This is a genomic window from Megasphaera massiliensis (assembly GCF_036305205.1).
Lineage (GTDB): Bacteria > Bacillota > Negativicutes > Veillonellales > Megasphaeraceae > Megasphaera > Megasphaera massiliensis.
The window spans coordinates 115214-139976 of the sequence record NZ_JAXIXE010000027.1; the positions used below are offsets into that span (position 1 = coordinate 115214).

At 51.2% G+C, this 24763-nt stretch carries 26 protein-coding genes and 4 tRNA genes; 25 read left to right on the forward strand and 5 right to left on the reverse strand.

The genetic code is table 11. From position 1 onward, the window contains the following. The first annotated feature begins 139 nt into the window (after positions 1 to 139). Positions 140 to 1480: a branched-chain amino acid transport system II carrier protein gene (gene brnQ / locus UCI88_RS05390; protein WP_256179530.1), complete on the forward strand. Its 1341-nt coding sequence runs from the start codon at positions 140 to 142 to the stop codon at positions 1478 to 1480. 18 nt (positions 1481 to 1498) lie between these two features. Further along, positions 1499 to 2893, forward strand: a complete 1395-nt coding sequence (locus UCI88_RS05395; RefSeq protein WP_044503911.1) for an amino acid permease — start codon at positions 1499 to 1501, stop codon at positions 2891 to 2893. A 103-nt stretch (positions 2894 to 2996) separates the two neighbouring features. Here the strand turns inward: UCI88_RS05395 and UCI88_RS05400 are convergent, their stop codons facing one another. Continuing rightward, positions 2997 to 3896 (reverse strand): fumarylacetoacetate hydrolase family protein, encoded by a 900-nt coding sequence (locus UCI88_RS05400; RefSeq protein WP_044503910.1) that lies wholly within the window; start codon positions 3894 to 3896, stop codon positions 2997 to 2999. A gap of 235 nt (positions 3897 to 4131) precedes the next feature. Between UCI88_RS05400 and UCI88_RS05405 the strand changes: the two genes are divergently transcribed. The 8 genes from UCI88_RS05405 (at position 4132) to gatB (ending at position 11712) form a co-directional block, all read left to right on the forward strand. Further along, positions 4132 to 5811, forward strand: a complete 1680-nt coding sequence (locus tag UCI88_RS05405) for a glutamine--tRNA ligase/YqeY domain fusion protein (RefSeq protein WP_044503909.1) — start codon at positions 4132 to 4134, stop codon at positions 5809 to 5811. Positions 5812 to 5907: 96 nt separating this feature from the next. Then, positions 5908 to 6183, forward strand: a complete 276-nt coding sequence (locus UCI88_RS05410) for a DUF4321 domain-containing protein (protein ID WP_044503908.1) — start codon at positions 5908 to 5910, stop codon at positions 6181 to 6183. A 17-nt stretch (positions 6184 to 6200) separates the two neighbouring features. Continuing rightward, on the forward strand, positions 6201 to 6761 hold the full coding sequence (locus UCI88_RS05415; RefSeq protein ID WP_065360135.1) for a Maf family protein: 561 nt from the start codon (positions 6201 to 6203) through the stop codon (positions 6759 to 6761). Then, the gene (gene radC, locus UCI88_RS05420) at positions 6758 to 7447 is read left to right on the forward strand and encodes a RadC family protein (RefSeq protein WP_256179528.1); all 690 of its coding nucleotides are present in this window, start codon (positions 6758 to 6760) and stop codon (positions 7445 to 7447) included. Before UCI88_RS05415 ends, radC begins: the two co-directional genes overlap by 4 nt. Positions 7448 to 7548: 101 nt before the next feature. Next, a complete protein-coding gene (locus tag UCI88_RS05425; RefSeq protein ID WP_256179527.1) occupies positions 7549 to 8310 on the forward strand; it encodes an EFR1 family ferrodoxin in 762 nt (253 codons plus the stop codon). Between the two features lie 200 nt (positions 8311 to 8510). Continuing rightward, the gene (gene gatC / locus UCI88_RS05430; protein WP_044503904.1) at positions 8511 to 8801 is read left to right on the forward strand and encodes an Asp-tRNA(Asn)/Glu-tRNA(Gln) amidotransferase subunit GatC; all 291 of its coding nucleotides are present in this window, start codon (positions 8511 to 8513) and stop codon (positions 8799 to 8801) included. A gap of 14 nt (positions 8802 to 8815) precedes the next feature. After that, positions 8816 to 10273 carry an Asp-tRNA(Asn)/Glu-tRNA(Gln) amidotransferase subunit GatA gene (gatA, locus tag UCI88_RS05435; RefSeq protein ID WP_256179526.1) on the forward strand — a complete coding sequence of 486 codons (1458 nt, stop codon included), beginning with the start codon at positions 8816 to 8818 and terminating at the stop codon, positions 10271 to 10273. Continuing rightward, positions 10273 to 11712: an Asp-tRNA(Asn)/Glu-tRNA(Gln) amidotransferase subunit GatB gene (gene gatB, locus UCI88_RS05440; RefSeq protein ID WP_044503902.1), complete on the forward strand. Its 1440-nt coding sequence runs from the start codon at positions 10273 to 10275 to the stop codon at positions 11710 to 11712. The genes gatA and gatB overlap by 1 nt, the downstream gene beginning before the upstream one ends. 478 nt (positions 11713 to 12190) lie before the next feature. Here the strand turns inward: gatB and UCI88_RS05445 are convergent, their stop codons facing one another. Then, positions 12191 to 12922 carry a type I 3-dehydroquinate dehydratase gene (locus UCI88_RS05445; RefSeq protein ID WP_256179525.1) on the reverse strand — a complete coding sequence of 244 codons (732 nt, stop codon included), beginning with the start codon at positions 12920 to 12922 and terminating at the stop codon, positions 12191 to 12193. Positions 12923 to 13057: 135 nt separating this feature from the next. Here UCI88_RS05445 and UCI88_RS05450 point away from each other — a divergent pair. From UCI88_RS05450 to UCI88_RS05465, 4 genes are all read left to right on the forward strand, one after another. After that, positions 13058 to 13134: transfer RNA gene (locus tag UCI88_RS05450), tRNA-Pro, on the forward strand. Between the two features lie 9 nt (positions 13135 to 13143). After that, positions 13144 to 13217, forward strand: a tRNA-Gly gene (locus tag UCI88_RS05455). Positions 13218 to 13226: 9 nt separating this feature from the next. Further along, a tRNA-Arg gene (locus UCI88_RS05460) sits at positions 13227 to 13303 on the forward strand. 206 nt (positions 13304 to 13509) lie between these two features. Next, positions 13510 to 13584 (forward strand) — tRNA-Arg (locus tag UCI88_RS05465). A 170-nt stretch (positions 13585 to 13754) separates the two neighbouring features. Here the strand turns inward: UCI88_RS05465 and UCI88_RS05470 are convergent. The 3 genes from UCI88_RS05470 to UCI88_RS05480 all read right to left on the reverse strand — a co-directional run bounded on the left by UCI88_RS05470 (position 13755) and on the right by UCI88_RS05480 (position 16595). Further along, a complete protein-coding gene (locus tag UCI88_RS05470; protein ID WP_044503900.1) occupies positions 13755 to 14531 on the reverse strand; it encodes a DUF1828 domain-containing protein in 777 nt (258 codons plus the stop codon). Then, a complete protein-coding gene (locus UCI88_RS05475) occupies positions 14521 to 14997 on the reverse strand; it encodes a DUF6978 family protein (protein ID WP_256179524.1) in 477 nt (158 codons plus the stop codon). Before UCI88_RS05475 ends, UCI88_RS05470 begins: the two co-directional genes overlap by 11 nt. A gap of 371 nt (positions 14998 to 15368) precedes the next feature. After that, positions 15369 to 16595 (reverse strand): RNA-guided endonuclease TnpB family protein, encoded by a 1227-nt coding sequence (locus tag UCI88_RS05480; protein ID WP_044503899.1) that lies wholly within the window; start codon positions 16593 to 16595, stop codon positions 15369 to 15371. Between the two features lie 550 nt (positions 16596 to 17145). Here UCI88_RS05480 and UCI88_RS05485 point away from each other — a divergent pair. The 11 genes from UCI88_RS05485 to UCI88_RS05535 all read left to right on the forward strand — a co-directional run bounded on the left by UCI88_RS05485 (position 17146) and on the right by UCI88_RS05535 (position 24503). Continuing rightward, complete coding sequence (locus tag UCI88_RS05485) at positions 17146 to 18036, forward strand: LysR family transcriptional regulator (RefSeq protein ID WP_256179522.1); 891 nt, start codon at positions 17146 to 17148, stop codon at positions 18034 to 18036. 218 nt (positions 18037 to 18254) lie between these two features. Beyond that, complete coding sequence (locus UCI88_RS05490) at positions 18255 to 18701, forward strand: GNAT family N-acetyltransferase (RefSeq protein WP_044503898.1); 447 nt, start codon at positions 18255 to 18257, stop codon at positions 18699 to 18701. An 87-nt stretch (positions 18702 to 18788) separates the two neighbouring features. Further along, positions 18789 to 19634, forward strand: a complete 846-nt coding sequence (locus tag UCI88_RS05495; protein WP_256179521.1) for an aldo/keto reductase — start codon at positions 18789 to 18791, stop codon at positions 19632 to 19634. Between the two features lie 66 nt (positions 19635 to 19700). Continuing rightward, the gene (locus UCI88_RS05500) at positions 19701 to 20237 is read left to right on the forward strand and encodes a cyclophilin-like fold protein (RefSeq protein ID WP_230198072.1); all 537 of its coding nucleotides are present in this window, start codon (positions 19701 to 19703) and stop codon (positions 20235 to 20237) included. A 1-nt stretch (position 20238) separates the two neighbouring features. Beyond that, complete coding sequence (locus tag UCI88_RS05505; protein ID WP_256179520.1) at positions 20239 to 21243, forward strand: aldo/keto reductase; 1005 nt, start codon at positions 20239 to 20241, stop codon at positions 21241 to 21243. A gap of 256 nt (positions 21244 to 21499) precedes the next feature. Further along, entirely contained in the window at positions 21500 to 21691 is a 192-nt protein-coding gene (locus UCI88_RS05510) for a CPCC family cysteine-rich protein (protein WP_044503896.1), read from the forward strand. A gap of 129 nt (positions 21692 to 21820) precedes the next feature. Continuing rightward, complete coding sequence (locus UCI88_RS05515; RefSeq protein ID WP_176698847.1) at positions 21821 to 21994, forward strand: hypothetical protein; 174 nt, start codon at positions 21821 to 21823, stop codon at positions 21992 to 21994. 154 nt (positions 21995 to 22148) lie between these two features. Further along, entirely contained in the window at positions 22149 to 22376 is a 228-nt protein-coding gene (locus tag UCI88_RS05520; RefSeq protein ID WP_256179519.1) for a hypothetical protein, read from the forward strand. Positions 22377 to 22504: 128 nt separating this feature from the next. After that, the gene (locus UCI88_RS05525) at positions 22505 to 23839 is read left to right on the forward strand and encodes an RNA-binding domain-containing protein (protein WP_256179583.1); all 1335 of its coding nucleotides are present in this window, start codon (positions 22505 to 22507) and stop codon (positions 23837 to 23839) included. 35 nt (positions 23840 to 23874) lie between these two features. Beyond that, positions 23875 to 24114: a hypothetical protein gene (locus UCI88_RS05530; RefSeq protein ID WP_256179518.1), complete on the forward strand. Its 240-nt coding sequence runs from the start codon at positions 23875 to 23877 to the stop codon at positions 24112 to 24114. A 203-nt stretch (positions 24115 to 24317) separates the two neighbouring features. Then, complete coding sequence (locus UCI88_RS05535) at positions 24318 to 24503, forward strand: hypothetical protein (protein ID WP_044503892.1); 186 nt, start codon at positions 24318 to 24320, stop codon at positions 24501 to 24503. Positions 24504 to 24763: the final 260 nt, after the last annotated feature.

Here is a 24763-nt window from a genome sequence, read left to right on the forward strand (position 1 = left end):
ATTAGATTAAAGTTGACATGAATTCGTGATTTTTTTCCTTTTTTATGATAGAATAAATTCAAGATTAAATTATTTAATTTAATCGATTCAGCGTCCTTATTATTTATTGACACGATTAATTGTTAGGAGGAGTGTTATTATGGGAGAAAATAAGGGAAACAGAACGGTAGCCATAGGGCTTATGCTGTTCGCGCTGTTTTTCGGGGCCGGGAACCTGATCTTTCCGGCTGCCATGGGTCAGGCTGCCGGCGTCAACGTCTGGTGGGCTGTCCTGGGCTTCGTCGTCACCGGTGTCGGCTTGCCTTTGGCCGGTGTCCTGGCCATGGGTTACTCAGGCTGTAAGAACCTGCAGGAACTGGCTGGCCGCGTCCATCCGGCTTACGGCCTCTTCTTTACGGTCATCAGTTATCTGACCATTGGGCCGTTCTTCGCCATTCCCCGTACGGGCAGCGTTTCTTATGAAATCGCCGTTCGTCCGTTCTTGCAGAGTGGCGGCAGTGAAGCCATCATGACCGGCTTCTTGGTTTTATTCTTCCTCATTTCGTTATGGTTATCCATTTCGCCGCAGAAACTGGTCGACCGCATCGGCAAGATCTTGACGCCGGCACTGCTGATCGCTATTTTACTGCTCATCGCAAAATCCTTCATTACGCCTCTCGGCTCGCCGCAGGAACCGATTGCCGCTTACGGCACGGCTACCGTCGCCGCCGTTCAGGGGATCCTCGACGGTTACAATACGATGGACGCCATCGCTTCCTTAGTATTTGCCATCCTGGTTATTGAATTCGTCATGGAAGACGGGGCAACGACGCCGTCGGCCATTACGAGAGAAGTATTTAAAGCCGGTGCTATCGCCGTCGGCTGCTTGGGCTTCGTGTACATCTTCGTCGCTAAAATCGGTGCCGACAGCGTCGCCGCTTTCGGTATCCAGGAAACGGGCGCTCCCGTTCTTTCTAAGAGTGCTATGATTCTCTTCGGCAACGCCGGTGCTGTCATCTTGGCCGTCATCGTTCTCTTGGCTTGTCTCTCGACGTCTATCGGCCTGATTACGTCGTGCGCATCGTACTTCAACGAACTGATCAAAATCGGTTACAAGAAATGGGTTGTCATCTTTACCCTCATTTCCTTCTTCGTTGCCATGTTCGGTTTGAAGACAATCATCACCGCCGCTATTCCGGTCCTGATGTTCATCTATCCGCTCGTCGTTGCCATCATCATCTTGGCTTTCCTGCACAACGCCTTTGGCGGACGGCAGTGCGTCTATGCATGGACTATCGGCCTGACCTTGATTCCGGCTATCGTTACGGGACTTCAGACTGCTGAATTCTCGCTTGGACAGATTGATACTATTTTTGCTACTATGGTACCGCTCCACTCGTTGGGGATGGGCTGGGTATGCTTTACCATCGCCGGGTTCGTCATCGGCTTTATCTGGAAAAGCATTTTCTCCTCTTCGTCTAACGGTGTGACAGCGAAATAACAGACAGGGGATGAGCTTATGGACATTTTACGCCGTAAATCCTTCGATGATTTGCTGGCCCATACGAAAGAAAAGAAGTTGAACAAGGCTTTAGGAGCCTTCGACATCACCATGATGGGTCTGGGCATCATTATTGGTACGGGGATCTTTGTTCTGACCGGTATCGGCGCTGCAAAATACGCTGGCCCTGGCCTGATGTTATCCTTCGTATTTGCAGCCGTCACATGTGCGTTTGTGTGTTTGGCCTATTCTGAATTAGCTTCGTTTTTGCCTGTATCAGGCAGCTCCTATACCTACGCCTATGCATCGCTCGGTGAAATCTTCGGATGGTGGGTCGGTTGGAGTTTGATTTTGGAATATTCTGTCGGTGCCAGCGCCGTTGCTGGCGGCTGGTCGGCCTACTTCGTCGGGATCCTGCATTCCATGGGCATCGACCTTCCCAAGGCCTTGACGGCCGTTCCGGCAGATGGAGGCATCATTAACTTACCGGCTGTGCTCATCGTTGCATTGGCGACGGCGCTGCTCGTCGTCGGCGTCCGCGAAAGTGCGCACGTCAACCGCATTTTGGTCTACGTTAAAATCGGAACGATTTTCTTGTTCCTCTTCCTGGCAGGCCCCCATATCGAACCGATGAATTGGGAACCCTTCCTGCCCTATGGCGTCCACGGTGTCTTCGCCGGGACCGCCGTCCTGTTCTTCGCTTACCTCGGCTTCGACGCCTTGTCGACGGCTGCCGAAGAAACGAAGAATCCGAAACGGGATATGCCGATCGGCATCATCTCGGCTCTGGCTATCTGTACGGTCCTCTACATCGCCGTTTGTGCGACCATGACCGGCGTCGTCCCGTATCCCATGCTGGATACGGCAGCACCGGCATCGTTTGTTCTGGAGTACATCGGCCTTCACCTCGGGTCGGCCATCGTCGGCACCGGCGCTATCTGCGGCCTGTCGACGGTTGTCCTGGGCATGCTCTTCGCCCAGAGCCGTGCCCTCTACTCCATGAGTCGTGACGGCCTCATGCCCATGAGCCTCTACAAGGTTCATCCCAAGTTCCAGACGCCGTACATCATTCAGATCGTCATCGGTGTCATCGTTGCCTGCATTACGGGCTTCACGCCGATCCATATCGTCGCTGAAACGTGCAGCGCCGGTACGATCTTCGCCTTCTTGTGCTCCAGCGTCGGCATCTTGGTTCTGCGCCGCATCTATCCGAATCATCCGCGCGGATTCCGCTGCCCCGCTGTCCACATCATTGCACCTTTAGGCTTCATCTGCTGCGCATTCATCTTCTTTGAACTGTCGCCGCATACGCTGATGCTGTTTTCGGGCTGGACGATCCTTGGCTGGCTGATCTACTTCGTCTATGGCCGTAAACACAGTGTGCTTCAGAAACAGGAAGAAAACCCGTCGTAAGGGCCTTCCCGTTTGAGATACCACTACCAAAAGGAGCTGCGGAGAAATGAGTGATCATTTCTTCGCAGCTCCTTTGTTGTGTGCAAGGTTATTGCTTTGAGCCTTATTTTACTTTGTTCTTCAAGGTGCCGATGGCGGGAATCGTGATTTCGACGGTGTCGCCGGAATGGAGGAAGCGGGGCGGATTGAAGCCGACGCCGACGCCGCTCGGCGTGCCCGTTGCGATGACGTCGCCCGGGAAGAGGGTCGTCCCCTGGGAAATGGTGTGGATCAGTTCGGGGATGGTGAAGATGAATTCGCCTGTCGAACCGTCCTGGCGGACTTCGCCGTTGACCTTGGTGATGATGTCAAAGGTTTCAGGGGCAGCATCGCGCAGGAGAACGTAGGGGCCCATGGGGCAGAAGGTATCGAGGCTCTTGCCGTGGAACCACTGGCCGTGGTTGGCCTGGAGGTCCCGGGCCGTTACGTCGTTCAAAATCGTAAAGCCGTAGACGTGATTCATGGCTTCGCTGATGGGGATGTCAGACCCTTCTTTGCCGATGACGACGGCCAGTTCCCCTTCGTAGTCGACCTGTTCGGTTACGTTTTTATGGGGTTCGATAGGGTCGTCCGGGCCGATGACGGCCGACGTGGCCTTGGTGAAGATGACCGGATACTTCGGTTTGTCGGGCAGGGCCGTCTTATCGAATTCGGCGATGTGGTCGGCGTAGTTTTTGCCGATGCAGAAGACGTTCCGTTCCATATGGGGAATGGGGGCCATGATGCGGACCGTGTCGAGAGGTTTAGCCTTGACGGCGCCGGTCTTTTCGTTCTGTTCGAGGGCATCGGCTAAGGCTAAGATGCCGTCGTTTCCCTGGCGGATGAATTCTAAGAGCGTTTCCGGAAGGGGCGTAAAGAAGGCTTCTTCTAATGGAATGGCCCCGTAGACGGCTTTTTCCGATTCATCGAGGACGCCCCATTGGACGAAACCGAGGTCCTCAAAGGTGACTAATTTTTTTATCATTGCAGCATCGACTCCTTTATATTTTTATAAATTAGATTATATCATGCCCCTTTGGGACTGTCCAAACTTCCTTTGAGGAGGATGGCGGGAACGGTTGCGGTGGCGGGGAGAAGGCCATTCCTTGTCGGGAGACGCGTATTCTTATAGGGTATATGAGTTGCAAAGACAAGGGTATACAAGGTATAATTAAATACTGAACAAGCATTCATACATAGATAAAAGGGGAGACACATCGATGGATAACGAAACGACCAAAAATTTTATTGAAACCATTATCGATGAAGACAACGAGAAAAATACATACGGCAAACGAGTACACACCCGTTTCCCGCCGGAACCGAACGGCTATCTCCACCTGGGCCATGCGAAATCGATTTGCCTGAACTTCGGCATCGCCAAGAAATACGGCGGTCTGACCAACCTTCGTTTTGACGATACCAATCCGTCCAAGGAAAATACGGAGTACGTCGATTCCATCAAGCGCGACGTAAAGTGGCTGGGCTTTGACTGGGACGACCGCATGTTCTATGCCTCGGACTACTTCGATAAGCTCTATGAATACGCCAAAAAGCTGATCACCCTCGGCAAGGCCTACGTCGATGACTTATCGGGTGACGAAATCCGCGCCTACCGCGGCACCTTCAACGAACCGGGGAAGGAAAGTCCGTATCGTAACCGCAGCGTCGAAGAAAACTTGAAGCTCTTTGAAGAAATGAAGGACGGCAAGTACGCCGACGGTGAAAAGGTCCTCCGTGCTAAGATCGATATGGCCAGCCCCAACCTCAATATGCGCGACCCCATTCTCTACCGCATCGTCCACGCCGACCATCATCGGACGGGCAGCAAGTGGTGCATCTATCCTATGTACGACCTGGCTCATCCCGTATCGGACGCCATTGAACGGATCACCCATTCCATCTGTACCCTCGAATTTGAAGCCCATCGTCCGCTCTATAACTGGGTCCTCGAAGACTGGGAAGATCCGGAAGGACAGAAGCCTCGGCAGATCGAATTTGCCCGCCTCAACGTCACCAATATGATTACCAGTAAGCGCAAACTGCGGACCCTCGTCGAAAAGGGCATCGTCAGCGGCTGGGACGATCCCCGTATGCCGACCATTTCCGGCATTCGCCGCCGGGGCTATACGCCGGAAGCCATCCGCGACTTCTGTGAACGCATCGGCGTCGCCAAAGCCGACAACATGGTCGAAATGGCCCTCCTCGAATACTGCATCCGCGAAGACCTCAAAATGAAGGCGCCGCGCCTGATGACCGTCATCGACCCGATCAAAGTCGTCCTGACCAACTATCCCGACGGCCAGACGGAAACGATGAAGGCCGACAACAACCAGGAAAATGAAGCCATGGGCACGCGCGACATGACCTTCAGCAAGCATTTATACATCGAACGGGGCGACTTCATGGAAGAACCGGTCAAGAAATTCTTCCGCCTGGCTCCGGGCAAGGAAGTTCGCTTGAAATATGCCTACATCATCAAATGCGAAGAAGTCGTCAAAGACGAAAATGGCAACATCGTCGAACTGCGCTGCACCTACGACCCTGAAAGTAAGAGCGGCAGCGGTGCCAACGCCGACCGCAAGGTAAAAGGGACCCTCCATTGGGTCAATGCCGAAGATGCCGTCGACGTCGAAACCAGGGTCTACGATTCCCTCCTTCGCCAGGATGACGGCGATTCCAAGGATTTCCTCGACCAGATCAATCCCGACAGCCTCGTCGTCTACCACAGTAAGGCCGAAAAGGCCCTGGCTGACTATAAGGCCGGCGACAAGTTCCAGTTCCTGCGCCAGGGTTATTTCGTCATCGATCCCGATACGACGGCAGATCACATGGTCGTCAACCGCATCGTCGGCCTCCGCGACACGTGGGCTAAGATGCAGAAACAGAAAAATCAATAACGCCGATGATAAAGGGTTGTCTTTCTCCGGAAGGATTAGAATTTCCTGAGAGGGGGCAGCCCTTTCTTCGCATGGTGTATATAATGGAGGGGAAGCATGAAAAATCTTGGCTCGCATAGTTGGCTGTCCTTATTTATCTTTCTCATTGCCGGCGGCATCCTCGGCGGTATCGTAGGCGAAGCCTTATACGCCGTCCCGGCCCTGCAGGGCGTTTTGCCGGCATTGACACAGCATTATGAAATCTTGAACATCCAGCAGATTCACCTCAATCTTTATCTCATGGAATTGCAGTTTGGCATCCATCTGGCACCGAATTTACTGAGTGTCATCGGCATTCTCTTAGCCGGTGTGCTCTTTCGCCATATTCAGTAACTTACAGGAGGGATTACATGCTTATTTTAGCCTCTGGTTCGCCGCGCCGCCGCGAACTGTTGACCCAGATCGGCGTGGCCTACATGGTCAACCCGAGTTCTTATCATGAAGAATCACCGAAGAAGAAAGATCCTCAGAAGTACGTCCAGGACCAGGCCCTCGGCAAGGCCCGCGACGTCGCCCAAAAGTTCCCGGGCCAGTGGGTCCTCGGCGCCGATACCATCGTCGCCCTCGACGGCGTCATGATGGGCAAGCCGAAAAACGGGACGGCGGCCATGGAAATGCTGCGCGAACTGTCGGGCAAGAAGCATTCCGTCTATACGGGCATCGCCTTGATCAACGACAAGAAGGAATTTACCAAGGTCGTCGAAACGAAAGTTTGGTTCCGCCATTTGACGGATAAGGAAATCAAGGCTTATATCGCCTCCGGGGAACCCCTCGATAAGGCCGGCGCTTACGGCATCCAGGGACGGGCAGCCGCCTTTGTTGATAAGATCAACGGCTCCTATACCAACGTCGTCGGACTGCCTCTGTCTCAGGTCTGCAAGCTCTTTCATAAGGCCAAGGTCCATGTATGAATACGCCGGTGAGGGAACTCGCCGTTTGTGAGAAACCGCGAGAGAAATTTATCCGCCACGGTCCGGCGGCAGTGACCGACCAAGATCTTTTGGCCATCTTGCTGCGGACAGGGACTAAGGGCCACTCGGTACTTCACGTATCGCGGCAGGTCATCCGCTCTCTGCCCGGTGAAAATCTCTGTTACCTGAGTAATGCCAGCGTCGACGATCTCTGCCATATCCGCGGCATCGGCGAAGAAAAAGCGGTCACGGTCTGCGCGGCCATCGAACTCGGCCGGCGCATTTCCCGCCAGCAGGCCCTGCGCACGGCTCCTGATTTCAGCACGCCTGATGCCGTAGCCGGTTACGTCATGGAAGACCTGCGTTTTCTGCCGCAGGAACAGTTCGGTGCCGTCTACTTATCGACGAAAAATCAGCTCATTACCTACCGCACCCTGACCATCGGCACCATCGATGCCAGCCTCGCTAAGGGGCGCGACGTCTTTCGCTATGCCTTGCGATACAATGCGGCAGCCGTCATCTTAGTCCATAATCATCCGTCGGGAAATCCCGAGCCGAGTAAGGACGACATCCGCATTACCCGGCGCATCGTCGAAGCCGGTCAGATCATGGAAATCCCCGTCTTGGACCACATCATCATCGGTGACGGCATCTTCGTCAGTCTCTGCGAACGGGGATACATATAATATAAAGCCCATCAAGACAGAAAAGGCCCTTCATGCTATAATAGATATAAATTATCGACTGTCTTCTTCGAAAAGAGGCAGTTGTCTTTGAGGTGGACTTTATGATTGGATATTTTTCAGGAACGGGCAATTCCTTATATGCAGCGAAAAAACTGGCTGAACTGACCGGCGACAGGGCCCTGCCGCTGGCAGACATCATGGGCCAGCCTGAACACTTGCCCCATCGAAGGTTCGGGATTGTCTTTCCCGTCTATTTCGGCGACGTGCCGGAACCGGTGCGGAATTTTATCGCCAAGGCGCCCCTCGATAAGGGGACCTATTTCTTTGGCATCGCCACCTGCGGCGGAACGGGAGGGCGGACCCTCAGGACCCTGTCCCGACTGCTTAAAAAGAGGGGCTGCGACCTGGCCTATGGCTTGGTCCTGCCCATGATTGCCAACAGCACCGTCGCCTCGCGCCGTCATATCCGCTACGATATGAACCGCCTCGATCGGGCCGACGATGTCCTCCATGACTGTGCCGACGATATTCGCCGCCAAGTCCGCGATGCCTCAGAGGTTACGGGCTCTTTTGCGGCCGACGTCATGAATTTCGGCCCTCTGCGGAGCTTTGGCAACTATTGGCTGACGCCGTCGGTCGATCCGAAACAATGCGTGTCCTGCGGGATCTGTACGAAAATCTGTCCCGTCGACAACATCCAAAGTACCTCTTCGGGTGCCGTCATCGGGCCGCGCTGCAGCCGTTGCCTGGCCTGCCTGCACTGGTGCCCTCATCAGGCCGTGACCGTCCACGGGAAGACCGTTTTGCCCCAGGATCAGTACCACCATCCCGATGTGACCATCCGCGACATGATGGTGCGGTAAGGATACAGGGAGTGCTCTTTTTCCAAGCCTTTGGCGCTTGTCCAGTCAGGCGCCTTTTTCCTTGTCCGGAAGAAGGACGCCGGCGGCTGCCGTGCCTGCGCTTGCAAAATACAGCAAAAGGTGATTAAATTGTATATGTGTGAATGTTGACAAAGTCTTTCGATTTGTCAATGCCAAATTTTTCTGCAAGGAGTGTCAGTATGAAAATCAGTGCCGAAGAAATAAAGAAAATCGCACTGTTGTCCCGACTGGAAGTCAAAGACGACCAGATCGAAACGGTCGGGAAACAGCTGAACGACATCTTATCGTACATGGATCTCTTAGGTCAGGTCGACGTGACCGGTGTCAAGCCGACGGCCCATGCTGTGGCCATGTCCAACGTCATGCGCGATGACGTGCCCCGGCCGTCGATCTCTAATGAAAAAGCGCTTCAAAATGCGCCGGAACAAGACGAAGGCTGCTTCAAAGTTCCGAAAGTCATTCAGGATTAATAGGAGGCCGATGTATGTTAACCATTCACGAACTGCATGAAAAGCTCGTCCGCCGCGACGTCTCTGCCGTCGAAGTGACAAAGGCTTTTCTTGCTCATAAAGATACTGTAGAACCGAAGGTACGGGCCTTCTTATCGGACAGCCGCGAAGGCGCCCTCAAAGGAGCCGCCGCCGTCGATGAAAAAATCGCCGCCGGCGAAACGATTGCCGACCTCGCCGGGATTCCCGGTGCCATTAAGGACAACATCTGCATCGAAGGCCAGCAGGCAACGTGTGCTTCGAAGATCCTTGAACACTTCAAAGCCCCGTATAATGCAACGGTCATTGAAAAATTGGCCGCTTCCGACTATATCAGCTTAGGCAAGGCCAACATGGACGAATTTGCCATGGGCAGCTCGACGGAAAACTCGGCCTTCCATGAAACGCACAACCCGTGGAACCTCGACTGCGTCCCCGGCGGTTCGTCCGGCGGTTCGGCAGCAGCCGTCGCTTCCGGTTCTGCCGTTTGGGCCCTCGGCTCTGATACGGGCGGATCGGTCCGTCAGCCCGCCGCGTACTGCGGCGTCGTCGGCCTCAAACCGACGTACGGCCTCGTCTCTCGTTACGGCCTCATCGCCTACGCGTCCTCCCTCGACCAGATCGGCACGCTGACTAACGACGTCGAAGACTGCGCCATCGTCTTAAACGCCATTGCCGGCCACGATCCCAAGGACTCGACCTCGATTCCGCAGGAAAAACAAGATTATAAACAGGCTCTGGTAAACGACGTCAAGGGCCTTAAAATCGGCATCCCCGAAGAATTCTTCGGGGAAGGCCTGGACGCTGCGTCCCGCAAGGCCCTCGACGACGCCATGGATACGTATAAGAAACTGGGCGCTGAAATCGTTCCCATCAGCATGCCCAACATGAAGTACGGCATCGCTGCCTACTACATCATCGCCCCGGCCGAAGCCAGCTCCAACCTGGCCCGTTACGACGGCGTCGGCTTTGGCATGCGCGTCGACGGCAAAGACATCGTCGACATGTACATCAAGACCCGTACGGAAGGCTTTGGCGACGAAGTCAAGCGCCGTATCCTCCTCGGGACCTACGTCCTGAGCTCCGGTTACTACGACGCCTACTACCTGCAGGCCATGAAAGTCCGTACCCTGATGAAACAGGACTTCGATGAAGCCCTCAAGAAATGCGATATCCTCTTGACGCCGACGGCACCGGATACGGCCTTCAAGATCGGCCAGAACAGCGGCGATCCCCTGGCGATGTACCTCGGCGACGTCTGCACCGTTCCCTTGAACTTAGCCGGCCTTCCGGGCATCAGCATTCCCTGCGGCTACAAAGACGACCTGCCCATCGGCATGCAGCTCATCGGCAAGGCCTTAGGCGAAGCGACACTGCTCCGTGCGGCCTATACGTTTGAACAGAATCGGACGGATCTTCGCATGCCGTCGCCCATGGGGGAGGTTGAACTTTAATGAAATATGAATCCGTTATCGGCTTGGAAGTCCATGTCGAATTAAAAACGAAAACGAAAATCTTCTGCGGCTGCAGCACGGAATTCGGCGCTGAACCGAATACCCACGTCTGCCCGGTCTGCTTAGGCCTGCCCGGCGTCCTGCCCGTATTAAATAAAGAAGTCCTGCACTATGCCGTAAAGGCAGGGCTTGCTCTTCACTGCGACATTTTGCCCTTCAGCAAATTTGACCGCAAGAACTACTACTATCCCGATTTACCGAAAAACTTCCAGACGTCTCAGTTCGATCTTCCCATCTGCAAAGGCGGCTACATCGACATCGACGTAGACGGCAAACAGCGCCGCATCCATTTGACCCGTATCCACATGGAAGAAGACGCAGGCAAGCTCGTCCACAGCGGCAGCACCATTGCCACCTCCGACTCGAGCCGCGTCGACTATAACCGTACGGGCGTGCCCCTCCTTGAAATCGTCGGTGAACCGGAACTTAGAAGCGGTGCCGAAGCGCGGGCATACCTTGAAAAACTGCGCTCCATCATGCAGTACCTCGGCGTATCGGACTGCCGCTTAGAAGAAGGCAGTATGCGCTGTGACGCCAATATCTCCATCCGTCCCGTCGGTTCGACGACCCTCGGCACGAAGACGGAAATCAAAAACATCAACTCCTTCAGCGCCGTTCAGAAGGGGATTGAATACGAAGCCGTCCGTCAGGCACAGATCCTCGAAGAAGGCGGCACGATCCAGCAGGCAACCCGCGGCTGGGATGAAGCCAAGGGCGTAACCATCCTCCAGCGTGTCAAAGAAGGGGACAGCGATTACCGCTACTTCCCGGAACCGGACCTCATTCCTATCGAAGTCTCGCCGGAATATATCGAAGAAGTCCGCAAAGAACTGCCGGAAATGCCGGACGCTCGCTGCCAGCGCTTCCAGGACGAATTGGGACTCTCCGAATATGATGCCAACCTGTTGACCCTTGAAAAACAGACGGCTGACTACTTTGAAACCGTCGTAAAAGAAGGCGTCGACGCCAAAGAAGCGGCCAACTGGATGCTCGGTGAATTTGCCAAGAAGCTGAACGAAGAAGGCATTGGCATTACGGAATCTCCCGTCGCACCGGAATCCTTGGCAGGCCTCTTGAAGCTCATTGCCAAAGGCACGATTTCCGGTAAGATCGCTAAGAAAGTCCTTCCGGAAATGTGGACGTCGGGCAAATCGGCTGACGACGTCGTCAAAGAACAGGGACTGGTCCAGATTACTGACACCGGAGCCCTTGAAGAATTGGTGAAGAAAGTCATCGCTGCCAATCCCCAGTCGGTAGCAGACTACAAAGCCGGCAAGAAGAAAGCCATCGGCTTCCTCGTCGGTCAGATCATGAAAGAAACGAAAGGCCGGGCTAACCCGGGCGTCGTCAATCAGTTATTGACGAAAAACTTGCAGTAAGTCACGGTCTATCAAAAGGTCATCACCGGAAGTTTCCGGCGGTGGCCTTTTTTGGTTCTATAATAAATGTTGGGGTCTGGTGGACACTCCGGTTCACAAGACCCCTTGTTTTATATAAAATAAGACATATCCAACACTACCAGTTAGCTCAACCACCGCGAAGAACTGAAAGGAGTATATAGATGTGTATCTTACCTGTTTTATCGAAAAATACTTCAATTGGGAAGAGGAAACGGTCAAAAAATTAGAAAATCACGAGGGAGAATGAGGCCTCTGCGCCATAAAAATACTGGCGGAATGATTTTTGATAGGACAGGGGAAAGGCCGGAAGGCAGGGAACTTTTTCGGAGCAGGCTTTATGAATGGCCAACGAAAAAACCAGCCCTCGGTCAGGATGGCTGGTTGATCTGTGTTTTCATAAGAAAGGGATGTTCTCCTTGGCCTTGAAAAGGCGTAGCGGGGAGCGTTGTTATCCCCATTACCCTTCGGGGTGAATGAGGGCCTGAACGTCCGCAGCAGGCGGCAATTCACCTTCTTCGTCACCGGCGTAGAGGATGGAAGCGCCGAAGGTGTCGCCCTTCAGCAGGGCTTCTTTGGCGATGGGGCCCGTGGGATGGGGGATGACGACGGCGTCGTGGTGCTTTTCTTTAAAGGTCTTGGCGGCGGCTTTCAATTCGTCGATATCGGCTTCTGATGCGACAGGGACGACGAGTTCAAAGGTCACGGCTTCGAGATCCCAGCGCTTTTCCATCATGGCGACGAGATCGGCTGCTTTAGCCCCTTTTTCGCCGCGGATGACGATGATTGGTACACAGCCGAGATCCACGGCCTGACCGGCAATGTCTTCCAGGTTGTCGTCGTCGAGGCTGCCTTCAATCTTGACGGCGTCGATGAGGGACGAGCGGATGGCAAAGCGCAGGATCGATCCGTAATCGCGGTCGGTCTGGTACATTTCCGGGAGCTTGCTCTTGTCACAGGAAAAGAGGACCGACGGATTGGCGGCTTCGCGGGCGATGTACAGCAAGGCGTTCCAAAGCTGGGATAAATTGACGGCACCGTTAAAATAACCGGCATCAAAGGCCATCATATCATAAGGGTTTTCTACAATCTTGGCCATTCGGATCTGAAGGTCCTGAATCGTTTCCCCTTCGAGGGGAACGGCGATAAAGGGATGGTCCGATTCAAAGTGAATACTCATTGCGCTTGGCATGAAACATTACCTCCTACGTAAAAGACTACCTTTATTGTACTCGTTATGAGGACGGTTGGCAATGCCTGTCCTTTGTGGCAGGAGAAGAAAAACGTTGACAAGTTATGCTATATCTTGTATAATATTTTTTGTTGGCGGGGCATAGCGCAGTTTGGTAGCGCACCTGGCTTGGGACCAGGGGGTCGCAGGTTCAAATCCTGCTGCTCCGACCATACGAAGATGCGGGTGTAGCTCAGTGGTAGAGCGCCAGCCTTCCAAGCTGGTTATGTGGGTTCGATTCCCATCACCCGCTCCATTTTTTATTGACTCAGTAGCTCAGCTGGATAGAGCAACAGCCTTCTAAGCTGTGGGTCTAGGGTTCGAATCCCTACTGGGTCACCAACTTGAATCGATACGAACTTTTCGCGGTTGCAGCAGACTGTGATTGCCGGGGAGTTCGTTTTTATCATTATATCGGGCAGTTTTTCGTATTCGGCTGCCGGCAGGCGACATCCCTGCCAAGAAAGGTCCTTGCCATAAGAAAACCTTGCATCGACCTTATGAATATGGTATTATAAATAAGTGCTCTTTAGAGCACATTTATTCATGCGCCTATAGCTCAGGGGATAGAGCACCGGTCTCCGGAACCGGGTGCGAAGGTTCGAATCCTTCTAGGCGCACCAAAGAAACAAGCGGTTTCACAGAAATGTGGAACCGCTTGTTTTGTTTGGTGTGAGTTTTTGGTGTGAATTTCAGGGAAAAATATATACAGGGTGAAATCCATGGAAGCGACGACTTAACTTTTTAGCCAACTATTTTTGCCTTCAGGATATGCTGAATACATCAGGAGTTGTCAGGCTGCCGATAATTTTTTTATGTTTTCAGGCTTTAGGCGTTCTGAAAAAAGAATATAATCGGTCCCCTTGGCGAGTAAGGCATCCAGGTATTTTTTATCGACGCCTTTTTCATCGTTGATGATGGCCAATCCCGTTACCTTTTTACGGGCGCTCTTTTGCCGCTCATCCCGTATGTCCAGCCAATCGAACAGGAAGGCGGCTAAGTTGCCTCGATTGATTGAATTGAAGGAATTGATAAGTATTTCTGAGGTTCTCCCGGCAATCTGAAAGTTGAAATTGAATTCCAGTCCCGTGCTTCCTTTGGCTAGAAAGTTGGGCGTGTAAATAAGCTGCTGTTGGTCAAAGTAATCGGCCACGTCATCCAAGAAGATTGTTTTTACGGTGGTGTTGTTCAGCATAAACATATCGTTGACGGTAAGCATGGCTTGGATGAACATGTGCATACTGGCAGCATAGTTTTTCGTGTCTGTGTGCATAATCATCTCATTGTTTTGATTTTCGACGCCATAAGAAAAAAGAAGTTGATCTAAAATGACGGCTCGTTTAGAACCGCGCAGAGAGACTCCGTCAGCAAGCAAGTCGTTAATGATGTACCCGTCATCGGATAAGGTGATAGCGTTACCGTCCCGTTTTGCATAGATTACCAGGCCGTCATTATGGCGGTCCATGAACGGCGTCCCTATTTCTGTCCAGCCATTTTTCAAATTCCGGGCAGATAAGTTCTTCTTTATCCATTGGTAATATTCGGAAATCCAGTCGAAATTAGTATCCATCAAAAAGCACCTCCGGTTCTGCAAGATGTACTTGATCTTTATTGATTACGTTTGAATAGGCCAAGAAGTCCATAAACAAGCCGATGATATCGTCGGTATGATTAAACTCATTCGGCAGAGGATACGCGAATTTGTCTCCGTGCCCTTCTTTGTATATATGGATATGGGGCTCTAATGCTTCGATTCTCGTCCCATCAGGATTCGTATGTGAGGTAGGGTCTTGTGTATCAATCCTTACCAATATTATACCCTGCGCATAGAGCAGACGAAAAGATACTTTCTTGGGATTTTTTTTGCCCCGAAAAGCGGAGATGGTCATATCATCTTTTCGACGGCCGTCTCTTTCATACCATAACGGGTATAATTTAGTTTCCCGTCGTTCCGGTAGCCGGATGCTGGTCGGGTTTATGAAAGCCTTTTCTATTTCGCGCAATGTATCTGCTTCTCGTTGCGTTAATATCATCATGAACATCCTTCCACATTAAAATATCTTAATTTTCCCGATGTACTAAAAAGCCCCACTGCATAGGCAGTGGGACTAGTGCCCGACACATAAAATGTGCTGAAGCTTTTCCTTGTCTATAGTCTATCATAATGTGTTATAAAGTCAATATAAAAGCATAATTATGATATAAAAGGCCGTTTAACCTTGTTTTCTTTTTAACAACCTAGGATTTGAAAGAGGAAGACCTGTGAAGTTACGTCAACGACTCCCACTTATAGAAGCGGGAGCTTGTAAGTCAGAGAAACATAGGTGGCAGCGCTGCTGAGAACAACATCTCCCTAATTCTGCCTACATCATCGGGCAGTTGACGATGCCCGTTTTACCAAGGAGATTTACTCCGAGGCAGTTATTTTTCTCTCGTAACGAGGGGGATTGTCTCCGGCAATCCACATCGTACCAAGAAGCTGGATATTCATAGCTCCGATACGGTCATCATTGGATTTGTATCCGCACTGGCAGCGATACAGGTGTTGGTGAGGCTTACGGTTTTCCTTATGGATAGCAGCACACTTCGGGCAACGCTGAGAGGTGTATTTTGCCGAGACTTTCAATACTTCCGAGCGATTTTCGTGGGCCTTGTAGGTCAGAAATTGCTCAAGCTGATAGAAAGGCCAGCTTCGCAGGTCATAGTTCTTCTTTGCAGTTTGGGAGAGATTCGATTCTTCAAAGCTGACACCCGTCAAATCTTCCAGCACGAACAGCGTATCCTTGCCGTATTTCGTAACGAGTGTCTTAGAAATCCGATGATTTACATCGGACATCCAACGGTTCTCTCGTCCTGAAAGGGCCTTGAGTCTGCGCTTTGCCGATTTTGTGCCTTTGGATTGGAGCTGCTGTCTAATTTTGAGGAACTTATGTCGTTTGCCTGCAATCTTTCGCCCGGAAACGAACTCTGTTTTGCCTTGCTCATCGTAACTGACCGTCAGAAAACGCAAGCCACGGTCGATACCGACAACGTGACGGACGTTCTCTTTCTGGAAACCTTCGACGGCTTTAGTGACGGGAATATGCAGATACCACCGACCTTTAAGTTCAACTAACTTTGCTGTGCCAAGATTCCATGAGCCGTCCAGATATTCCGAAAATGGCTTGCTTTCAAAGGTACACCGGGTTCGTTTCCCAAGGGTGTTGATAGACAGGCTTTGTCCATTATCCACGAAGCTGTAATCACGATTGCGAACCAAATCGGCTTGCGGGCGCTTGAAGAAGATGGGCTTCCAAAGCCATTCGAGTGTTTTTGTGATGTATTTCCAGCTGCCATCTTTGTCCTTGTATTTATATGGCTTTTGGAAGAGCTGCTGCTTGACAGTCTTATAACGAGCCATAGTCGTCTTGATGGACGATTGTGCAAGTTGCGACTTTAGCCCAAACCGTTCGCGGAGATTGCGGTACAGCGCTTGGTTAAGGTTTTGGTAAGCCAAGTTGAATTGATTGTCGAAGATGTACTGCGACACAAAATTACACGCCTGACGATAATGCTCTGTCATTTGGCGAAACAGAATCTCTTGTTCCGGAGAAATATGGATGCGAAGTTTTATAGTCTTGGTTAAGTCGGGCACTTTTTTCTCACCTGCCTTTCTGAAAATATATGGCTTCCCTTAAGACCACCATATCATATATGTTACTAAAACTCTAGTGTTTTAAGAAAGTGAGGTGAAGCGGGCATTCCTCCCCGACCTAAGAGGTCGGAGTATCCTGCCCGCATTTAGATGAATTTTGGGAGCTGCAGTCAGAAATGGGGACACTGTATAAGTTATCAAAAATCCGACTTCACTATCGTTGACAGTGTTAGTACGACTCGACAGATGAGGATAAAAGGAAATGGTAGGGGGCTTGCCTGATGGTATTGACGAAGAATCCTGCATGCGTAGAGAAAACCTTGATTGAGGTACTGACGAAGATTTATGACGCCGTGAGCTTTCAAGGGCGGTTCTCCTTTTTAGTGGCCGTCAGCGAGAAGATACGCCGCTTTTATCTTTTTTCGGAAAACTTGGACAAGGGTTCCGGGCGGCGTCTTTTAACATGTGATATAGGGAGAAGCATTACTTACAGTCAGCTATATTGATTTCCTCCGGCTGCATGGTTATACTTTTTTTAGGAGGGATGGATATGGAACTTCGGGTATTGAGTTATTTTCTGGCCATTGCCAGAGAGGAAAATTTTACACGGGCGGCGGCTCAGCTCCATGTTACCCAGCCGACCTTATCCCGGCAGATTGCTGATTTGGAAGCCGAGCTTGGCGTGAAGTTGTTTACCCGCAGCAACCATAACGTGGTGCTGACGGAAGACGGCATGCTGCTAAAACGGCGGGCCCGGGACATCTTGACCCTTGCCGAGAAGACGAAACGAGACTTTCTCCGAAAGGAAACACTTTTGGAAGGGACGATTACCATCGGCAGCGGTGAATTTCTATCGACGTGTATCTTGACCGACTGCATGGCCGCCTTTCACCGTCGATACCCTCAGATTTGCTATGAGGTTTTCAGTGGTCATGGGGAGAACCTGAAAGACGGGATTGATCGGGGGCTTTTGGATATGGGGCTTATGGCCGAACCCCTTGATATTCAAAAGTACGAATTCGTGTCCATGCCGGTAAAGGAGGAGTGGGGCGCCTTGGTCCGGGAAGATTCTCCTTTCCTGTCTAAAAGCGTCATCACGCCTCAGGATTTGGTGGGGATTCCCCTTATTTCTGCCGTCGGCAACATCGCCGAAAGTAATCTTGGGAAATGGTTCGGACCGGAGCTGAGCAAGGCGAATGTCGTCGCCAAAGGGGACCTCCTGTACAATGAGGCTATGCTGGCTAACAGTAAGGTCGGCGTCGTCCTGGCTATGCGGTTGAATTGCCGATACGAAGGGCTGCACTTTATTCCCCTGTCCCCTAAGCTGGAAGGGTCGACGGCTCTGGCCTGGAAAAAAGAACAAGTCTTTTCACCGGCAGTCGCTGCTTTTCTTGAATTTGCCAAGAAATACGTTACAGGCATGTCTCACGATGACCGATAAGCATTAGGAATTGCAGCTACATATTGATACAATAAAGGTATTCCGGGAAGGGAGTACCTTTTTTGGTTATAGAGTCCTTTCCTTTTCGATTCCGGAAGGGGCAGCTGCGGTTGCGTAAAACCAGGGACCGCTCATCTTTTTCCTTGAAGGATGATCTATCAGGACAGGCCTTTTGTATGAGGATCAGCATTCATGGACCGTTGAAGGAGCGATGACGTATGAGAATTATCCCGGCAGACATAAAAGATGTACCGGAACTATATCAGCTGCAGTTGCTGGCTTTTGAGAGTGAAGCCGCTATGATCGGCAGTCGCGACGTTCCGGCACTCCAGGAAACAGAGGAAGAGGCACGCCGGGATTTTGCAAATTGGGATACCTTTAAGCTCGAAGACGACGACGGCACGATCATTGGCGCCATTCGCTGCCGACAGGATACGGGCTTCATCGATGTCGGCCGCTTGATGATTCATCCCGATTACCGCCGCTGCGGCCTGGCCCAAAAGCTCCTTGCCGAGGTGGATGTCTTGTATCCGGACGCGGTGAAAGAGTTGTACACTTGTACCAAGAGCTGGAGCAATATAAAGTTGTACGAAAAAATGGGCTACAAGGCGTATAAAGAACATCGGGAAGACAGCGGTTTATCTTTCGTATACATGAGAAAATAGGGGGCTTCAAAGGGCTCCGGCTGCCGTCGAATGGGATTTTTTGAACCGACTTTCAGGAGCTGCCCGTGTTGGAAGGAGAGCGTATCTATGATTCAGATGAATAATGGCGTAAACATGCCACTTCTTGGCTTTGGTGTGTTTCAAATCACCGACCACGACCTTTGTAAACAGAGCGTCTTGACGGCACTTCAGACGGGGTATCGCCTCCTCGATACGGCGGCCTGCTACGGTAACGAAAGGGCCGTCGGAGACGCGGTTCGTGAGAGCGGCATCGATCGGGAGGACGTGTTCGTAACGTCTAAGGTCTGGATTCAGGATGCCGGCTATGAAAAAACGAGGGCTTCCTTTGAAAAGACATTAGAAAATCTACAGACCGATTATCTGGACCTCTATCTGATTCACATGCCTTATGGCGACTACCATGGGAGTTGGCGGGCCATGGAAGAACTCTACCATGAAGGGAGAATCCGGGCTATTGGGGTGTGCAACTTCTTACCGGATCGGCTAATCGATTTGATCCTCAGTCACGACGTCGTGCCGGCCGTCAATCAGGTTGAACTCCATCCCTTTTGTCAGCAGCGCAGCCTGCGCCAGGTCATGGAAGCGTATCGGATTGCCCCGATGGCTTGGGCTCCCTTTGCCGAAGGGCAGCACGGCCTCTTTACGGACCCCGTGTTGACGGCTATTGGCAGGACGTATGGAAAATCGCCGGCCCAGGTCGTACTGCGGTGGCTGCAGCAGAAGCAGATTGTGGCCATTCCTAAATCTGTCCATGCCGAGCGGATTCAGCAGAATTTCGACGTTGATGACTTCACCCTCTCTCCGGCAGATATGGTGCAAATCGATGCCTTGGATCTGGGGCACAGCCTGATTTTAGATGTCCCCAGCCTGAACGAAGTGTATCGTCTCCACGGCATCCGTTTTGAACCATAATATTCACTTAGGTAATGTTTTTGAAGCCTTGCGATATCGAAAGGTACGATCGAAAAAGGAGGTCACATGGTGACACACAAGGTCCTGTTATTCCTATCAAGCATCCTGTTGCTGTGCAGTCTGACGGCCTGTGCCGGCCAGGCGAATCGGCCGGAAGGGGATGCGGCATCGATGGCTGCGGAAACATCAAGTGCCGTGGCAGATAGGGATTCCGGAAACACACGGGCAGGTGAAACGGCGGCAGCCGAACGGACCATAAAGATGACCGTAGACGGGAAGGACGTCGCCATCGTCTTGTATGATACGCCGGCGGCCAAGGCCCTTTATGAGGCCCTGCCGCTGACGCTGAATTTCTCTGATTTCAACGGCACTGAGAAAATCGCCTATCCTCCCAATGCCTTGCCGACGAAGGGGGAACCGGACGGCACGGATCCCGAGGCAGGCGACCTGTGCTACTATGAGCCTTGGGGCAATTTGTGCATCTTCTACCAGGATTTTCGCTATTCTAAATCCCTCATTAAACTGGGGCGGGTAACCTCCGGGATGGAAGTGCTGTCCGGCATGAAAGGCGATTTTACGGCGTCCTTAGAAAGGGTGAACTGATATGGAATATACGACATTAGGCTCGACGGATATTGAAGTTTCCAAAATTTGCGTAGGCTGTATGAGTTTCGGCAAGGCCGGTACGATGCACGACTGGACGCTGGACGAAGCGGCGACCGAGGCCATGGTGAAGCACGCCCTTACGCTAGGCATCAATTTTTTTGATACGGCCAACTGTTATTCTGCCGGAACGAGTGAAGAATACGTAGGCCGGGCGCTGAAAAAGAACGTCTCCAGGGACAAGGTGGTCATCGCCTCCAAGGTCTATTTCAACGACGGCCGCCTGTCCCGTAAGGCGATTTTTCGCGAGATTGACGGCACTTTGAAGCGCCTCGGAACGGACTATCTCGACCTCTATATCATCCACCGCTTCGACTATGAAACGCCTATTGAAGAAACGATGGAAGCCCTGAATGAGTTGGTGCGGTCCGGTAAGGTGCGGGCTCTGGGGGCATCGGCCATGTATGGCTATCAGTTTTACAATATGCAGCTCTGCGCCCGCGATCATGGCTGGGCTCGTTTCGAGGCCATGGAGAACCACTACAGCCTCCTGTACCGCGAGGATGAACGCGAGTTGATTCCCCTTTGTAAGCAAATGGGCGTGAGCCTAATGCCTTACAGTCCCTTGGCAGCGGGACACCTGGCTCGACCTACGTGGAAGTCGGACACCCTCCGCTCCCGGACGGACCGGGTCGCCATGGGAAAGTATGACCGTACGGAAGAACAGGATATGGCTATTGTCCGCCGTGTCCACGAATTGGCCGAAAAGCACGGCGTAAAGATGTCGGAAATGGCCCTGGCTTGGCAGTGGGCCAAGGGCGTGGCCTCACCTATCGTCGGTGCGACGAAGCCCCAATATCTGGATGATGCCGCAGCGGCCCTGACCGTCAAACTCACCGACGAAGAGGCGGCATACCTGGAAGCGCCTTATGTGCCGCACGCCGTTGTCGGTGCCGTCGATCACAATCCGCCCCAAGGCGTCATGCTGCTCGATGAAAAGAAATAAGGCGATGTCGTTTCAGAAGAAGCCCTACCGATTTCGGGGAGATGCTTTCTTTTGTTTTTGATATTTATTTCGAAAGAGACGCCGTTCCATGAGGAGCGGCTTTTTTCTATTGCCGTCGATGACCCCGATGAAGGGCAGAAGCTGTGGATAATGGCCGGGTCGACAAATGAGATTGAAACTGATACAATGAAACATAATAATGACGGTTAGTTTTAGTGAAGACCTAGGCTTTAAACGGTGGGAGGTGGATTTGGCCATGGCGAAACATACTTGTCCCGTGTGTGGAAAATATCAATTTGAGGCTTGGAACGACATGGATATCTGCGATGTCTGCGACTGGTGTAATGACGGCGTACAGGAATCAAAGCCGGACTACCGCGGCGGCGCCAATCGCATGTCTTTGAACGAAGCAAGGGAGGCTTATAAAGAGGGAAGGCAGATCCGATGATGACGCTGCGGGTTCGTTGAATTTGAGAAGCGGCCCTATAGGGGCTGCCGTATATGCAGTCTGTGAGTCCACGTGTTCGATGATATCATTCGAAGGGATTGTCCAAAAAGCACAGGAGGTGCGGGAACGATGATGGTAAGATGCCCCTTGATCGATAAAGACATAGACGAATTCGATTGCTTTGAAACCGGTACCGTAGCCGAAGGACTGGCTGCCATCCGTTCGTCTGTCGGTGTCGAAGAAATTAAGCGTACGGAGAACTTTAGGATTCGCTGCCTGGCCTGTGAAAATCATATTATGTGAGGCCCCGGCGCAATGGACGAGGTGTTTTCTTGAATATCCAATTAGATCGAGAAGAAGGAATCCTTTGATCCATTTTGCTTTTCGGTACGGTATAATGGTTGGCTGAGCAGCTCGATAGCCGTATGTTGCTGCGGAAAACATAAAGGGAGTGGTGATGATGGCCTTAACGGAAACGCCTATAGGAGTAGAAAAGAAGTTGTCAGAGGTGCTGGCGCGGATTTGGGATAATCATGAGTTTATCTTAGGCACCCGATTATTCCTGCAAACCGATGAAGAACGGCAGTCCCTCATTGATGCAGTTGTGGCAGAAAAAATTAAGAATCCCAGCGACATTCTTTTATTTGCCTACGATATCCATAAAGAAAGAGAAGCCACTCATTAGGGAGTGGCTTTTTCGCGGCCTCTTTTTAGCTGGGTATTCTCTAATCTAACCAATCTAACTAAAATGTATTGACAAGAATGATTAGAATAGGTAGAATATAGTTAGAATGAGGAGAAGAGGTGAGCAGCATGCAATTCCGGGAAAGCGAAAACGTTGAATTGAAGGCTATCGTCGGCGATGATATGAAAAAGGAAATCATCGCCTTTGCCAACAGTAACGGCGGTACGATCTATGTCGGTGTGGCGGATGACGGGGCCGTTTTAGGCGTAGAAGATGCCGCCGCCTGTGTTTTGCAGATTTCGAATATGGTGCGGGACGCCATAAAACCTGACGTCACGATGTTCATTCATTATGAAACGTTAAACTGTGACGGAAACGCCGTCGTTGCGGTCCGCGTTCAGCGAGGCACGAATTGTCCATATTTTTTGGCAAATAAGGGACTGCAGCCGGAGGGCGTTTATGTGCGTCAGGAATATGAGACCGTTCCGGCAACGAAGACGGCCATTCGCCGGATGATTGAAGCAATCGATGGCGACAGTTTTGAAGAGAGACGATCCATCGATCAGTTCTTAACTTTTGATGCCTTGAAAGGTGAATTTGCTGACGCGAATATGACCTTTGATCAACAGCAGATGAAGACCTTGAACCTCATATCCGGTGACGGTCTCTATACGAATCTGGGTTTTCTCCTTTCTGACCAGAATCCCTGTACGATAAGGGCGGCAGTCTTTGATGGGACGAGTCCAACTGTGTTTAAGGCCCGTCAGGATTTTTCCGGCTCTCTCCTGAAGCAAATGAAGGCCGCCTGTTCTTATGTCAATTTTCACAATCAGAACTACACGAGCGGACATCACTTCCGTTATACGGATGGTCGCCGAGGTTATCCGGACATAGCGCTTCGGGAAGCCTTGATGAACGTGCTGCTACACCGAAACTATTCTTTTGGTGCCGATACTTTGATCCACATATACGATGACCGCGTTGAGATGGTGTCTGTTGGCGGTCTCCTTCCCGGCTTCGTCCCGGAAGATTTGAACATGGGCGTGTCCCTGTGCCGCAACCCGCATCTGCACAACGTCTTTTACCACTTGAAGCTCATTGAAGCTGACGGAATAGGTGTGAAAAAAATGATGGATGCCTATGCCGATAAACCGGTGAAGCCCGAAATTAAGACTAGCCCAAATGCCTTCAAAATCATTCTTCCCAATGTGACTTTCAGGAATAAAGCCGTTGAGATACCGATGATTGTCGAAGAAATGGCAGCCCCGTTCCGGACTTCCGACGAGGATAAAATCATGCAGCTTCTGGAAGAAAAGAAGCGCATTACCCGGAAAGAGGTACAGGAATTGTTGGACGTCAGCCAGTCTACGGCAGGCCGCATTCTGAAAACGCTGGCCGATAGGGGCCAAATCGCCCAGCTTGGCGGCGGACGCACGACAAGGTATGAGCTGATAAAGTCGTAACATGAACGGAGACTTTTTGAATGAGGAGGCGAAACATGATGGAACCGAAACGTTTTGAAGACGTCCATCCGGGGATTGAAGAGTACTTTGAGGTCCAAAAAGAGTACTTGGCGAAATTCGGGGAGCACTCCTTGGAGCGCACGATGCATTACGAGCCTTTGCGTCCTTCGTGTCTGAATTTTATAGAAGGGGCAAAGGAATTGCGTCGTGCCATTCGCCGGAATAAACCGATTGAGCAAATACCGCCTGAAATATGGAAGGGTATCATTTTTTAATATTTTGGGCTAATGGGATCTTACGAGCCATCAATTCATCTTTTGGGGAGAAGGTAAATACATTTATATCTCTTATTTCTAAACCCCTCGAATTCGAGGGGTTTAGTGCTGTAAAAACTTATTATCTATGAGAGAGTTAGTTAGAAGAAAATTTTGATTTAAGTTATAGCAAAATGGTACACGTGCAAAAGGAGGTAAGACTGATGTTGGATTTATTTATCAAAGATATTCTTGAATTCTACCGTGATCCGGAGAATATCCGGGGGTTGAATGAATATCGGAAACAACGAGCCAGAAATATGGAGAGCATTGAGAAAGATACCGCTAAAGGTGGTAGTAATCTTCATCCCACGGAGGCGAATTTGAAAATAGCTAAGGACAAGAAGTAAGACGTTTCTGCTCTTAAGGCTGGTTAAGAGCAGAAAAAAGGTTATTTTTGCTCTTAACGAAGAACTGCTGATTTTCATTGACTGCGTTATTTGGTATAATGGTTACAGAAGTCAACTTGTGAAGGATAAGGCTGGGTTCCCGAAAGCTGACGTTAGATAACGATACTTTTGAAAACACTGGAAAATCAAGGTTTTTCGAGCGACGGACAAGCAGGGTATTGTACTAAAAACTGAATACGACGCAGAAGCGGCGTTTCTTA